Source organism: Devosia sediminis, from assembly GCF_016411825.1.
Classification (GTDB): domain Bacteria; phylum Pseudomonadota; class Alphaproteobacteria; order Rhizobiales; family Devosiaceae; genus Devosia; species Devosia sediminis.
The window spans coordinates 649242-662502 of sequence record NZ_JAEKMH010000002.1 but is presented as its reverse complement, the minus strand read 5'-3'; the positions used below and the strand labels follow the sequence as shown (position 1 = coordinate 662502).

General features: G+C 64.5%; 16 protein-coding genes. 4 read left to right on the top strand and 12 right to left on the bottom strand.

The features are described 5' to 3' along the window. The first annotated feature begins 307 nt into the window (after window positions 1–307). Both JEQ47_RS10490 and JEQ47_RS10485 read left to right on the top strand, forming a co-directional pair. A complete protein-coding gene (locus JEQ47_RS10490; RefSeq protein WP_198876346.1) occupies window positions 308–610 on the top strand; it encodes a hypothetical protein in 303 nt (100 codons plus the stop codon). A 174-nt stretch (window positions 611–784) separates the two neighbouring features. Next, window positions 785–1213 (top strand): SufE family protein, encoded by a 429-nt coding sequence (locus JEQ47_RS10485; protein WP_198876345.1) that lies wholly within the window; start codon window positions 785–787, stop codon window positions 1211–1213. Here the strand turns inward: JEQ47_RS10485 and JEQ47_RS10480 are convergent. From JEQ47_RS10480 to JEQ47_RS10430, 11 genes are all read right to left on the bottom strand, one after another. Continuing rightward, on the bottom strand, window positions 1210–2238 hold the full coding sequence (locus JEQ47_RS10480; RefSeq protein ID WP_198876344.1) for an acyltransferase family protein: 1029 nt from the start codon (window positions 2236–2238) through the stop codon (window positions 1210–1212). The two genes, JEQ47_RS10485 and JEQ47_RS10480, sit on opposite strands and share 4 nt — an antisense overlap. A 74-nt stretch (window positions 2239–2312) precedes the next feature. Next, the gene (locus JEQ47_RS10475) at window positions 2313–2783 is read right to left on the bottom strand and encodes a DUF6456 domain-containing protein (protein WP_198876343.1); all 471 of its coding nucleotides are present in this window, start codon (window positions 2781–2783) and stop codon (window positions 2313–2315) included. Window positions 2784–2785: 2 nt separating this feature from the next. Next, complete coding sequence (locus JEQ47_RS10470; protein ID WP_268905755.1) at window positions 2786–3133, bottom strand: helix-turn-helix domain-containing protein; 348 nt, start codon at window positions 3131–3133, stop codon at window positions 2786–2788. A 148-nt stretch (window positions 3134–3281) separates the two neighbouring features. Next, window positions 3282–3704, bottom strand: coding sequence for a Ros/MucR family transcriptional regulator (locus JEQ47_RS10465; protein ID WP_198876342.1), 423 nt, complete (start codon window positions 3702–3704; stop codon window positions 3282–3284). Between the two features lie 122 nt (window positions 3705–3826). Next, on the bottom strand, window positions 3827–4183 hold the full coding sequence (gene mnhG, locus JEQ47_RS10460) for a monovalent cation/H(+) antiporter subunit G (RefSeq protein ID WP_198876341.1): 357 nt from the start codon (window positions 4181–4183) through the stop codon (window positions 3827–3829). Beyond that, complete coding sequence (locus JEQ47_RS10455; RefSeq protein WP_198876340.1) at window positions 4183–4479, bottom strand: cation:proton antiporter; 297 nt, start codon at window positions 4477–4479, stop codon at window positions 4183–4185. The genes mnhG and JEQ47_RS10455 overlap by 1 nt, the downstream gene beginning before the upstream one ends. Then, on the bottom strand, window positions 4476–4955 hold the full coding sequence (locus tag JEQ47_RS10450) for a Na+/H+ antiporter subunit E (protein ID WP_198876339.1): 480 nt from the start codon (window positions 4953–4955) through the stop codon (window positions 4476–4478). Before JEQ47_RS10450 ends, JEQ47_RS10455 begins: the two co-directional genes overlap by 4 nt. After that, the gene (locus JEQ47_RS10445) at window positions 4952–6529 is read right to left on the bottom strand and encodes a proton-conducting transporter transmembrane domain-containing protein (protein ID WP_198876338.1); all 1578 of its coding nucleotides are present in this window, start codon (window positions 6527–6529) and stop codon (window positions 4952–4954) included. Before JEQ47_RS10445 ends, JEQ47_RS10450 begins: the two co-directional genes overlap by 4 nt. Before the next feature lie 21 nt (window positions 6530–6550). After that, window positions 6551–6928, bottom strand: coding sequence for a Na+/H+ antiporter subunit C (locus tag JEQ47_RS10440; protein ID WP_198876337.1), 378 nt, complete (start codon window positions 6926–6928; stop codon window positions 6551–6553). Beyond that, complete coding sequence (locus tag JEQ47_RS10435) at window positions 6928–7353, bottom strand: Na(+)/H(+) antiporter subunit B (protein WP_198876336.1); 426 nt, start codon at window positions 7351–7353, stop codon at window positions 6928–6930. The genes JEQ47_RS10440 and JEQ47_RS10435 overlap by 1 nt, the downstream gene beginning before the upstream one ends. Then, window positions 7350–9770, bottom strand: coding sequence for a putative monovalent cation/H+ antiporter subunit A (locus tag JEQ47_RS10430; RefSeq protein WP_236020777.1), 2421 nt, complete (start codon window positions 9768–9770; stop codon window positions 7350–7352). The genes JEQ47_RS10435 and JEQ47_RS10430 overlap by 4 nt, the downstream gene beginning before the upstream one ends. A gap of 210 nt (window positions 9771–9980) precedes the next feature. Between JEQ47_RS10430 and JEQ47_RS10425 the strand changes: the two genes are divergently transcribed. Then, window positions 9981–12062: a S9 family peptidase gene (locus tag JEQ47_RS10425; protein WP_198876335.1), complete on the top strand. Its 2082-nt coding sequence runs from the start codon at window positions 9981–9983 to the stop codon at window positions 12060–12062. Window positions 12063–12162: 100 nt separating this feature from the next. Beyond that, window positions 12163–12777: a superoxide dismutase gene (locus JEQ47_RS10420; RefSeq protein WP_198876334.1), complete on the top strand. Its 615-nt coding sequence runs from the start codon at window positions 12163–12165 to the stop codon at window positions 12775–12777. 54 nt (window positions 12778–12831) lie between these two features. Here the strand turns inward: JEQ47_RS10420 and JEQ47_RS10415 are convergent, their stop codons facing one another. Then, window positions 12832–13209 carry a YbaN family protein gene (locus tag JEQ47_RS10415; protein WP_198876333.1) on the bottom strand — a complete coding sequence of 126 codons (378 nt, stop codon included), beginning with the start codon at window positions 13207–13209 and terminating at the stop codon, window positions 12832–12834. Between the last annotated feature and the right edge of the window lie 52 nt (window positions 13210–13261).

Sequence of the window (13261 nt, the reverse complement as noted above, 5' to 3'; positions counted from 1 at the left end):
TTCCGGCCGGTCGGGCCAGGATGGCGGCCCTTCCCCGAGCCGCCCGGCCCGGATGGATCCGGGTCCTTGTTGACTTAAACCTCGGCCAGCAACAGCTAAGACCACCTTAAGTCGGCCCCTCCCCGCCCCCCTTGAACGGGTGGTACGGGCGGGTTTTGGGAGTTAGCGTAAACAAGGGGTTGCAGACCTTGATGAGGCGCGCCGCTTTTGTTTCAAATTTTACCGAAATGCCCCAACCCCGCTTAATCCGGGGCTTCTAGGCTCACAACATCGGACGGGAAAAGTCCCGCCGCGATGGACCCGATTTATGATGTTTCTGCTGCGTTCCGCATTCTGGCTCACTCTTGCCTTCCTGGTCATCCGGCCGGGCGTTGGCGCGGACATGAGCGATTCGGCGGCCGACCTCTCCCGCGAGGCCATGGCGCGCGGCAGCCAGTTCGTGGCCCAGCAGATTGAAGCCATCGAGTGTACCGACATTCAGTGCCTGGGCGGCAAGGCGCTTGCCACCGCAGCACTCAACGCCACCCCGCACGCCGGCCTCCCCATGCATGTCGAGCCGGCGCCAACAGAGGTCCCGCTACCCAGACCTCGGCCGGACCGCGCGGGCTGACGGGCGCCGGCCCCGGCGCCCGAGATTTTACTCCAGGGGTGTGTCACTTCCCCAAGCGACGCTACTCCATAGACCCCTGGCCCCTGCCGCAGATGCGCTGCCCCGCATCTGCGGCTTTCTTTTGCGCCACACCGGGTACTGGCAATGCCGCCGCCGATCTCCTAGATAGGGCGCATGAGCCAGAACCAGCCCTTCCAGGACATTGCCGACAACCTTTCCTATCTGGATGATTGGGAGGACCGCCTGAATTACCTCATCGAGCTCGGCCAGGCGCTGCCACCCATGGCCGACGCCGACAAGACCGACGACAACAAGGTCCGGGGCTGCGTGTCCAATGTCTGGCTGGTATCGGGTGTCGACCGCTCGGCCGGGCCCGCCGTGCTGACCTTCCGTGGCCAATCCGACGCCATCATCACCAAAGGGCTGGTGGCGGTGCTGATCGCGCTTTATTCCGGCCGTCCCGCTGCCGAGATCGCCGAGACCGATGCCATAGAGTGGTTCCGCAAGCTCGGCCTCAGCGAGCATCTGGGCATGCAGCGCTCCAATGGCCTGGTGGCCATGGTCAACCGCATCCGTAACGAGGCGCGGGCGGCCTTGGCTTAAGCGAAGCGCCGCAGTCGCGACATCAGCGGCTTTTCCACCAGCGTATAGAGCATCCAGCCCAGGACGAGGCCGCCGGCAATTGCCAGGGCGACTGCCCCGCCGACCACGAGTCCGTTGCCGTCATCGACCAGCCGGAGCAACACGCCGGCCACGGCGCCCACTGCGAAGATGTGGACAAGGTAGATCGAATACGAGGCGTCACCCAGTTGCTCGAGCAGGCGAACCCGCGGCAGGCGATGTTCCAGCCCCACGAACAGGGCCACTGCGGCGCAGGCAAAGGCGAGGAACCCCAGGAAAGCGCTGGCGTCCTCGACAACGCCGCGATCGAGCCAGAAGCCTTCGATGAGCCCCGCCAGTCCGATGGTGGCGAGCAGCAGCACCGGCCAAGTCGCGAGGCGCTGCAGCCGTCCCTCGATATGGGCCAGTCCCAGCCAGGCGCCCGCCACGAAGGCCAGCGGCATGAAGCTTGTGTAAAAGGCCGGGATCGGGCTTTCGGGATGCAGCAGCAGCCCCGCAAGGCTGAGCGCCGAATAGGCCAATGTCAGTACCATGACGCGACGGCGGGCCGTGAGCACGGCCAGCAGTGCGAAGCTGACATAGAAGAACATCTCGTAGTTCAGCGTCCAGCCCAGCTTGTAGAGCGGGTGCAGGCCGTGGCTGGCCGGGTTGTAGAAGGGAATGAAAGCCAGCGACAGCAGCAATTGCTGGCCGTCGAATACCGTCGTCTTGAAGACGTGCGGCAGCAGCAGCGCCAGCAGCGCCGCAAGCAGGGTGAAGGCCCAGTAGAGCGGCACCACCCGCAGCAGCCGGCGCCTGAGGAAACTACGCGCCTCGAACCGCCCCTCGCCGGTCACCGCGACCATGATGAAACCAGACACCACGAAGAACAGGATAACGCCCAGCCATCCCAGTCGGCCAAAGGCCAGTGACTGCTCGACCAGTGGGTAAAGCAGGGCGTGCGAAACCAGCACCAGGATGGCGGCACCGGCCCTGAGCGATTGGATGGCGTTGATCTTGGACGACATGGCCGCACCATGGAACTTAGGACGTCTCCATAACACCGAAGCGCGGCGCCTGTTCATTACCAATGCCGACATCGTTAATTTTGCTCGGTCGCTGCAAACATCGGGACGCGCTCGGGCAACCACGATTGCACCGCACCCCGCTCCCGTCCGGCGGCCGCCGGAGCGAGCCCGAAGAGCATCGCGCTCTGCTCGAGGCCGATGCGCAGAACCAGCTTGGCGGCTCGGCGCGGCCAACCCCGTTCGGCTTCGATCTGCTGCAGGCCTTTGTCGTAGAGGCAGATATCGGCCAATAGACCCCAACAGTCGGCGGGAAGCCGACTCGCGAGGCCCGCTAGGCGCCGGCGGGCGTCCGCCGCGCTGTCGGCAAGCTCGCCCTGCGCGTTGCCGCGCGCCGCGCCCACCCGCCCCGGATCGTAGCTCATGGTAACGCGCTGACGCAGGCTCGCGCGTTCGAAAAGGTTCAGGAGCCGGCTAGCGGCCTCGATGTGGTGGGGCGCCAGGAAGCCATCGAGGCGGCGTACGGCATCTGGCAACGGCGTCGCCATGGTCAGTCTCCCGCCCCCTGCAGCGCCAGTTCGATGGCGCTCACTTCCGCGTCGAAGTCCGGATCGTCGCGCATGTCCTCGATCAAAGCACAGGCATAGGAGACTGTTGTCCTATCGCGCCCAAACGCGATGCCGATAGCGGTCAGCGTTTCGCCCAGGATGACGTGGGAAAGATACATGGCGAGCTGGCGGGCCCGCGCCGTACCGATACGGCAGCGCGAGCGGCTGAAAATCAACGGCTGTGGTACTTTACTGTGCCTCGACACCATAGCGACGACACGATGAATGTCGCCAGTAGTAGGCCGGAAGACCGCCGTGTGCGCCGGTTCGAGGACCCTTTGGCACTTCATATGCATGGAACTCTCCACCTCAAATAGGATGATATTCCTATTTTCGGTGGAAAGCTAGCGACGGGGATAAGTGTGTTCGCGCATAAGCAGCGATCAACAAAAATGGCCGCCCGGGGGCGGCCATTGCGGTATCGCTCGGCGATGGAGGCTAGTCGGCCTTACGGCCCAGGCCATTGTCCTTGGCCAGCTTGGAGCGCGTGGCTGAGTAGCTCGGGGCCACCATCGGGTAGTCGGCCGGCAGGCCCCACTTCTCGCGGTATTCCTCGGGGGACAGGTTGTAGTGCGTGCGCAGGTGACGCTTGAGCGACTTGAACTTCTTTCCGTCTTCGAGACAGATGATGTAGTCGTTCGCCACCGACTTCTTCACGGGCACGGCGGGCTTCAGCTCTTCGACGGGCGCGGGCACTTCATTGGTCTGCAGGGCACGCAGCGCGCCATGCACTTCGGCGATCAGCTTGGGCAGGTCGCCCGGGCTGACGGCATTGTGGCTCACGTAAGCAGAGACAATCTCGGTGCTCAGTTCGATAAGATCGGACTCAGCAGTTACGAACGCGCCGGTATCGTCGTTCATTTTTCAACCTTCCATTTTATTATTGGGCCGCAACAGGGGCCGTTGTGGCCGTTGCGTGTTATTAGGATCGTTTATTGGTGCACGCAACCCCGACACCGCAGCTCAACATGCAGCGGAGGCAATCACTCTGTGGCAGGATTTTGTCCGTTCTTTGATGCGAGTTCATCAATTAAAGTTTGACTGCCGGGCTTGTAGCGGGACAGATAACTGGCCCGCGCCAATAGATGTGCAGAAACAGGTGTGGTCAGCAACAGAAATGCCACGCCAATAATCGCTCGAGTCGCGACTGCGGCATCTTGGCTTACCACCGCTACGGCGACGAGAATCAGCCCGCCGCCCACCGCACCCGCCTTGGACGCGGCATGCATGCGGGTGTAGAGGTCAGGCAGACGGACGACGCCGATAGCCGCCAGCAGCGTGAAAGCGGCGCCCAGCACCAGCACCACGCCTCCAAGATACAATTCGAGGCCCGTCAGCATCAGCCCACCTCCCCATCGGCATGGCCTCGCAGCAGCACATAGCGCGCCAGCGCGACCGTCGCGAGGAAACCCAGCAGGGCCAGCGCAATGGCGATATCCAAATACAGCCAGAGCCCGGTCCGCACCGCGATGGCACCGATAAAGCCCATGGCCACCACCGTCAGCAGATCGAGAGCCAGCACCCGGTCCGAGAGGCTCGGGCCAATGACGATGCGCACCATGGATGCCACGAGTGCCAGGCCGAGCAGCACCAGGGCGATCAGAGTGGCCCAGTCGATGAAGAGTTCGGCGGTCATTCGAAGACCTCCCTGACCTTTTTCTCGAAACCGTTGGCGATGTCGGAGATCACGGCCTCACGGTCGCCCATGTCCAGCACATGCACATAAAGCACGCTGCGATCAGCGGAGACATCGACCGTAAGCGTGCCGGGCGTGAGGGTGATGAGGTTGGCCAGGAGCGTGACCTCGGCGTCCGACTTGAGCGCGATCGGCACCGCGATAATGGCAGGGCGCAAAGCCGACTTGAGGTCCGGCCGCATGACGACGATGGCGACGCGGACGGCGCTTGCCATAAGCTCGTACAAAAACAGGGCCGCCAGGGAAAGGACGCGCCGAATCTTGCGCGTCGACCGCGGCCCTGCCCAGGCGTCTCGCAGCAGCCAGATCGCAACGCCGCCGATCAGCGCGCCCAGCAGCAGATTGAGGCCGGAGAAATTGCCCGAAATGGCGGCCCAGATCAGGGCCAGCACGATGATCAGAAAAACCGGATTCATGGCGAACCTCCCGCCAGCCCGGTCGCGGCGACGTAGCGCGCCGGGTCGGCAATGTCGGCCGCGCCGACGGCAATGCCATCCATGAGCGGGCCCGGCCAGAGCCCGATGGCCACGATGCCGACGACCAGCGCCGCAGTCACGGTGAAGGCCAACCGCCCGCGCCCGTCAAGCGCCACGAGGGTCGCGGCAATGTGCCCGGTCCCTTCCCCGATGGGCCCGGCCCGCCAGAACATATGGGCCCAGAGACGCGTGCCGGCGATCAGCGTCAGCACGGCGTTGATCAGCAGGGCGACGACAATGGCCGTCCCCATCCAGCCGGCGGCACCATCCGCCAGCCCGGCCTCGAGCAGCAGCAGCTTGGGCCAGAAACCGAGGAAGGGCGGCACGCCGGCGGCAGCGAGGATCAGCACCAGGAACACGATCGAGATCGGCGCACTGGCGGCATAAAGCCCGCCCATCATTCGCGTGTCGGTAAAGCCGGTCCGTTTCTCGATCAGCCCGGCCACCATGTAGAGCGCCGTCATGGTCAGAATGGCGTGGAAGATATAGAGACCCGCGCCCGCAATGCCGTTGAGCGATGGGGTGGCGAGCCCGGCCATGACCGCACCGATGCCGCCGATCACCAGGAAGCCAATGGAACGCCGGAGGTTTGTTTCCGCAATGGCACCCAGCGGGGCGATGACCAGCGTCGCCATGGCGATCACCGCCAGGGCCGGCTCGAGCAGGTCACGGCTCGCCGGGAGAAGGGCGACCAGCGCCCGCAAAAGTGCATAGGCGCCCACCTTGGTCAGCAGGCCCGCGAACAAGGCCGACACCGCCGCCGGCGGGGTATGATAGGAGGCCGGCAGCCAGGCGTTGACCGGAAAGGCCGCGGCCTTCATCCCGAAGGCGAGCAGCAGCAAGGCCGCGACACCGGCCATGGCCGTCGGGTTGGCCAGGGGCGCGGCGCGCATGATGTCGGCCATGTTGAGCGTACCGAGCAGGCCGTAAAGCAGCCCAAGGGACAGCAGGAACAGCGTCGTGGCGAGAAAATTGAGGAAGCCATACTTGATGGCGCCGTCGATCTGCACCGGCCGTCCACCCTGCACGATCAGCCCGAACGAGGCGATCAGCATCACTTCGAACCAGACATAGAGGTTGAAGAGGTCGCCGGTGAGGAAGGCCCCTGTAACACCGGCCAGCAGCAGCAGCACCATGGCGTGGAACGCGTCGTTGCGATCGGCACCGGCGCGGTCGATTTCGGCATAGATCAGCACGAACAGTGTCACTACAGACGCGGCAAGCGCAAAGGCCGCGCCGAAAAGGTCGGCCGTCAGGCTGATGCCGAAGGGCGGCAGCCATTTGCCGATGGTCATGCTGGCCGGACCGTTGACGATGACATCGAGCAGCAGGACGATTTCGCAGGCAATGATGCCGAGCACGACGATGATGGCGCCGACCAACGGCACGCCATTGCTGCGCCGGAAGGTCAGCAGGGCCGCCGCACCCATCAGCGCCAGCACGATGGGCAGGACGATGACCCAATCGGCCACCTGGGTCATCGAGTCGAGCATGGCCTGCGACAGGTCGGTCACTGTGGAAGTTGCCTCCATGGCTCAGTAGCTCAGCGGCGGCCGCGGCGAGCCTTCGGGCTCGGCCAGGCGCATGGTGTCTGTATTGTCGGCGTCTAGGCTCTGATAAGCGCGGAACGCCAGGACCAGAAGGAAGGCAAACATCGAAAAGCCGATGACGATGGCCGTCAGGATCAGCGCCTGCGGCAGCGGATTGGCGATCGGACCATCGGGTGTGTCCAGTCCGGCCGGCACGATGGGCGCGATTTCCTGCGTCACGCGTCCGGCCGTGAAAATAAGCAGGTTCACGCCATTGCCGAAAATGGTCATGCCGATCAGCATGCGGATGACCGAGCGCGACAGCAGCAGGTAGACACCAATGGCGATGAAGAGGCCAACCAGGGCTGCCAGAACATAGTCCATCAGAGATCCTCCTCGCGGTCGCTCTCGAGCGAGAGGGCGATGGCCGATAGCGTACCGAAGACCACGAGATAGACGCCGAGGTCGAAGAAGAGCGGCGTCGACAGCGGAACCTCGCTCTCCCCCAATGGCACATAGAGCCAGATGCTGGTCATGAAGGGAGATTGCGTGAACAGGCTCAGCAGCCCCGAGAACCCGGCCAGCAGAAGGCCGGAGCCGGCAATCGCCAGGGGATCGGCGCGCAATGCGCGACGGACCTTGTCGACGCCCTCGGCCATGCCGAACACGCCGATGGCCGCCGCGGCGATCAGCCCACCGATGAAGCCGCCACCCGGCTCGTTATGGCCGCGCAGGCAGACATAGATCGAGAAGACCAGCATGATGGCGACGATCAGCGGCGCTAGGGTGCGGAAGATCACCGTGTTCATGACGCGACCTTCCTGGGCCTGCGCACGCGCACCGGCGGCGCCGGGGGCGCGACGGGCATGGGCGGCTTTTTGGGCCGGCGCAGCAGCGTAACGACGGCCATGCCGGCGCCCATCACCACGGCAATCTCACCCAAAGTATCGAAGCCGCGATAGTCGACCAGGATGACGTTGACGATGTTGTGCCCATGCGCGATCGGCACGCTCGTGGCGGTGAAGAATTCGGAAAGGCGCGTGTCGAGGGTCCCGTTCAGCACCAGCATCAGCATCAGGCTGACGCCAAGGCCGCAGATGATCGCCAGCGTCCCGTCCCGGGCCCAATCCTCGAAGCGCCGGTGGTCGCGCTGGTCGAGGCGCAGGCGCGTCATCACGAAGGTCAGGATGACGACGGAGAGGATTTCCACCATGAGCTGGGTGAAGGCGAGGTCCGGCGCCCCGAACATCAGGAAGATCAACGCTACGGCCGTTCCTTGCACACCCAGCGACAAGATGGCCACCAATCGCGTCGGCGCGACGAGCACGGCAATCAGCCCGAGCACCGCGAGCGCAATGATGCCCCACTCGTAGAACTGGAGCGCCGGCAGGCTGAAGCGCTGGCTCCAATCGCCCAGTTCGGCCGTCGGCATGATCCAGTCGAGCCCACCCCAGGCTAGCATCGGCCCGAACAGCGCCAGCGCAAGCGCCGCAAACACGAGGACGAGATAGAATTCGAGCTGCCCGTGGTGAAGGAAACGGGTCACGGCGCCCGAGAAGCGAATGAGCCCGAACATGACGGCATCGAACACGGTGTCGGCCGTCCAGCCCAAAGCCGTATCGAAGCGCCGCAGCACCGTGCGGATGGCGTCGACCTGCCGGTAGACGAGGATAGCCAGGGCCCAGGTCAGCGCCGAAAGCCAGAGCAGCGGGGAAGTAAGGTCGAGGGCCAAAGTCAGGTGGCTTTCCACCCCGCGCCCGAGGATCGCCCCAGCCCCCGGCACAAGCACATCGTGCCCCAGCCAGTCCGGCAGGATACCCGCGACCACACCGGCCGCACCCAGGAGGATCGGGCCCGCCAGCATGGCGATTGGCGCCTCATGCGGGCTCTTGGGCGTTGGCCTCGCTTCGCCGAGGAAGGGCCGGATCATCACCATGAGGGCGACGCCCGCCAGCATGGCATTGCCGGCTACCAGGATGGCCAGCACCAGCCAGGCGGTCCACTCGCCGCCGAAGAGGGCGAGATACATTTCTTCCTTGGCGAAATAGCCAACCGTCAGCGGTAGGCCGATCATCGACAGAGCGGCCAGCGCGGCGCCGATAAAGGTCACCGGCATCTTGTCCGCAAGGCCCCCCAGCACGGTGATTTCGCGCGTGCCCGCCTCGTGGTCGATTGCCCCCGCGACCATGAAGAGGCCCGCCTTGTAGAAGGCATGGGCGACGAAATAGAGCACCATCGCCGCGATGGCGGCATCGCTTCCCAGCCCGATCAGCAGCACCAGCAGACCCAGTGAGGCGATGGTGGTCTGCGCCAGGATCTGCTTGAGGTCGGTCTGCTTCAGCGCCCCGAGGGCACCCCAGATCAGCGTCACGCCGCCGAAGAGGACCAGCACATTGGTCCAGATTTCGGTGCCCCCCAGCGACGGGGTCATGCGCGCGAGGAGGTAGACCCCCGCCTGCACCATGGTCGCCGAATGGAGGAAAGCCGAGACTGGGGTCGGCGCTTCCATGGCATTGGGCAGCCAGAAATGGAGCGGAAACTGCGCCGACTTGGTGAAGGCGGCACCAAGGAAGCAGATCAGCACGACCAGGTACAATCCGCTCTCGCGCAGCACATCGCCCATGGCCCGCGCCGCGCTCATCTCCCAGCTGCCGCTCAACTGCTGCACGAGAATGGCGCCGGCCAGCAGGAACATGCCGCCGATATTGGTGATCACCAACGCCTGGATCGCCCCGCGCCGAGCCGCCTGCCGCGTGTGGTCGAACCCGATCAGCAGGAAGGAGGTGACCGAAGTCAGTTCCCAGAACACGAACAGCACGACGAGGCTGTCCGCCAGCACCAGGCCGAGCATGGCCCCCATGAAGGCGAGCATGAAAGCGAGGAATCGGCCCTGCTGCGGATGCCCGGCGAGATAGGCGCCGGAATAGAGCATGATGAGCGTGCCGACGCCCGAAATGGTCAAGGCGAAGATGAGGCTGAGCCCATCGACCAGGAAAGACAGGTTGATGCCATAGGCCGGGACCCACGGGATGGCGCTGGCAATGACTTCGCCGCCCACCACCGTGGGGACATATCCGAGCAGTAGGACGAAAATGCTCGCCGGCACCAGGGCCAGGATCCAGCCGGCAAAGCCTCCGGCCAGGCGATGGATGAAAGGCGCCAGCATGGCGGCCAGAAACGGCGCCAGCGCGGCAAGACCTATACCTGCGTCAAGGGACGGCCCCAAACCTGCCACTCCTCTCTCGCTCTGTCGGCGATTCAAAACGGATAGGGGACCTTACCCGTTGAGCCCCCCGCGACAAGGGCATCCGCCCGGGCGTTCGGTGACTATCATGCGTTTTCAACCATTTCCGGGGCTGGCAATGCTGCGGCGGGCGGCCTATGTGCTCTAGCACCCTGCTTTGGCGGCTGCCGCCGCCCCTCCCGCGGAGAGATCATGTCCAAGTCCACCCCGCCCGTCGCCAAGCGCGTCCCTCACAGCTACACGCATCACAACGTGACCCGCGAGGATCCCTATGCGTGGCTGCGCGCCGACAACTGGCAGGAGGTGATGCAGAAGCCCGAGACGCTGGCCGCCGATATCCGCGTCTATCTCGAGGCCGAGAACGACTATTACGAGGCCGAATTTGGCCAACCGACCGCCAAGCTTCAGGACGCGATCTACAAGGAGATTCGCGGCCGCATCAAGGAAGACGACAGCGGCGTCCCCCTGCCCGACGGCGACTGGGCCTACAATACGCGCATGCTCGAGGGGAAGCAGTATCCCCTGATCGTTCGCACCCCGCGCAATGGTGGCGCGGAGACCGTGCTGCTCGATTGCAATGTCGAAGCGGGCGAGACCTATTTCGGCTTTGCCGGCGCCAGCCACGATCCATCGCACCGGACCCTCGCCTGGGCCGCTGACCGCGCCGGCTCGGAATATTACGACATCGTCCTGCGCGACCTTGCCACCGGCAAGGACAGCGACGACGTCATCCGCGAGACCGCCGGCTCCTATGTCTGGTCCAATGACTCCAGCGCCCTCTACTACACCGAATACGACGACAACCACCGCCCTTACCGTATCCGGCGGCATGACCTCGGCACCGACCAGGCCAGCGACCCGATCATCTACGAGGAAAAAGACCCGGGCTTCTTCGTCGGCGTCGGCAAGACGCTGTCCGACAAGTTCATCATCATCGATGCGCATGACCACCAGACCAGCGAAGTCTGGCTGATCGACGCCGACAAGGGCGGCGAGCCGCGTCTCGTCGCTCCGCGCCTCGTGGACCGTGAATACGAAGTCGATGAGCGCGGCGGGCAGCTCTTTATCCGCACCAATGCCGATGGCGCCGAGGACTACAAGATCGTCACGGTCGCCGCGGACGCGCCCGGCGCCGAAAACTGGGTCGATCTCGTGCCGCACCGCGAGGGCGTCCTCGTCCTCGACGTGTCTCTCCTCGCCAACCACATGCTCCGCCTCGAACGCGAGGACGGCCTGCCGCGCATCGTCGCCCGCGACCTGCGCACCGGCCAGGAAGAGACCGTCAACTTCGCCGAGGAAGCCTACTCGCTGGGCATGTCGACCGGCTACGAGTTCGACACCGCGGTATTCCGCCTCACCTATTCCTCGCCGACCACGCCGCAGCAACTGTTCGACTTCGACCTCGGTACCGGCAAGCGCACCCTGCTCAAGACCCAGGACGTGCCCTCGGGCCACGACCCGGCCGACTACGAGACCCGCCGCCTCTTTGCCACCGCCGCGGATGGCGAGCAGGTGCCGGTCACCCTGCTCTACCGCAAGGGCCTCGCCCTCGACGGCGCCAACCCGACCCTGCTCTATGGCTACGGCGCCTATGGCATGTCGATGCCCGCGGCCTTCTCGGTCTCGGTGCTGTCGCTGGTCGACCGCGGCTTTGTCTATGCCATCGCCCATATCCGCGGCGGCATGGAAAAGGGCTATCGCTGGTACAAGCAGGGCCGGCGCGAGCACAAGGCCAACACCTTTACCGACTTCATCGCCGCCGCCGAAATGCTGATCGCCGAGGGCTACACCCAACCCGGCAGGATCGTCGCCCAGGGCGGGTCGGCCGGCGGCATGCTGATGGGCGCCATTGCCAATCTCCGACCGGACCTCTGGGGCGGCATTGTCGCCCAGGTGCCTTTTGTCGACGTGCTCAACACCATGCTCGACGATACCCTGCCGCTCACCCCGCCCGAATGGCCCGAATGGGGCAATCCCATCACCTCGCCCGAGGACTATGCCCGCATCGCGGCCTACGCCCCTTACGAGGCGGTCAGCGATCAGGCCTATCCGCCGATTTTCGCCCTTGCCGGCCTCACCGATCCGCGCGTCACCTATTGGGAACCGGCCAAGTGGGTGGCCAGGCTCCGGGCAACCAAGGCCGGCGATGCCCCATTGTACCTCAAGACCAATATGAGCGCGGGCCATGGCGGCGCCTCGGGCCGCTTCGACCGCCTCAAGGAAACCGCCCAGTGCTATGCTTTTGCAATAAAGTCAGTCGGATTGGACGGTTAGTTCCCCCGGCGACATTGTTGCGACACAGCAATTTGCCTATACCTTCACCCCAGTTCCGATTTTGACGCAGCGTCAAACAGTTCCAGAAACGGAGGCTACCATGTCCACCAAGTTCACCCTGCCGCCCCTGCCCTACGCCTATGATGCCCTCGGCCCCTACATGTCCGCCGAAACGCTGGAATTCCACCACGACAAGCATCACCAGGCCTATGTCACCAACGGCGAAAAGCTGCTTGAAGGCTCGGGCCTCGAAATCCTGCCGCTCGAAGACATCGTCAAGGAAGCCTTCGGCAAGAATGCGGGCCTCTTCAACAATGCCGGCCAGCACTACAACCACGTCCACTTCTGGAACTGGATGAAGCCCAATGGCGGCGGCAAGTCGCTGCCGGGCAAGCTGGCGGCCAAGGTCGACGAGGATCTGGGCGGCTTCGACAAGTTCCGCGCCGACTTCATCCAGGCCGGCACCACCCAGTTCGGTTCGGGCTGGGCCTGGCTGTCGCTCAATCAGAAGACCGGCAAGCTCGAAGTCACCAAGACCGCCAATGGCGAGTCGCCGCTGGTCTATGGCGGCCATCCGCTGCTCGGCGTCGACGTGTGGGAGCACTCCTATTACATCGACTACCGCAATGCCCGTCCCAAGTATCTCGAAGCCTGGTTCGACAACCTGGTGAACTGGGAACATGTCGAGCACATGTTCGATGAAGCCTCGGCCTGATCGGCCTCTGACCCTTGGAAACGACAACGGCGGGAGCAATCCCGCCGTTTTCTTTTACTCCGCCGCCTGCCGGCCCGAGCCATCCGGCCGCGACAGGATATAGCCCGCACTGCCGCCCAGCACCGCCGCCCCAGCCAGCCACAGCCAGTAGCCGGGCTTGGCGCCGATCCAGAAGAACACCACGCCCACGGCGATGCCGCACAGTGCGGCAATCTTGGCGCGACGTGGAATGGCGCCCTCTTCGCGCCAGGCGCGCAGCAACGGGCCGAATTTAGGATGCTCGACCAGCCAGCGCTCCAGCCGTGGCGACGACCTGGCGAAGAACCAGGTCGCCAGGATCAGCAGCGGCGTCGTCGGCACCAGGGGCAGGAAGGCGCCGGCAATCCCGACAGCGGTCGAGGCGAGGCCAAGGATCAGGTAGAGGGGTCTCAACGGTCCCGCTTTCGTCACTTCGAATGGCGCCAATCAAGCAGGTGCCGCCTCC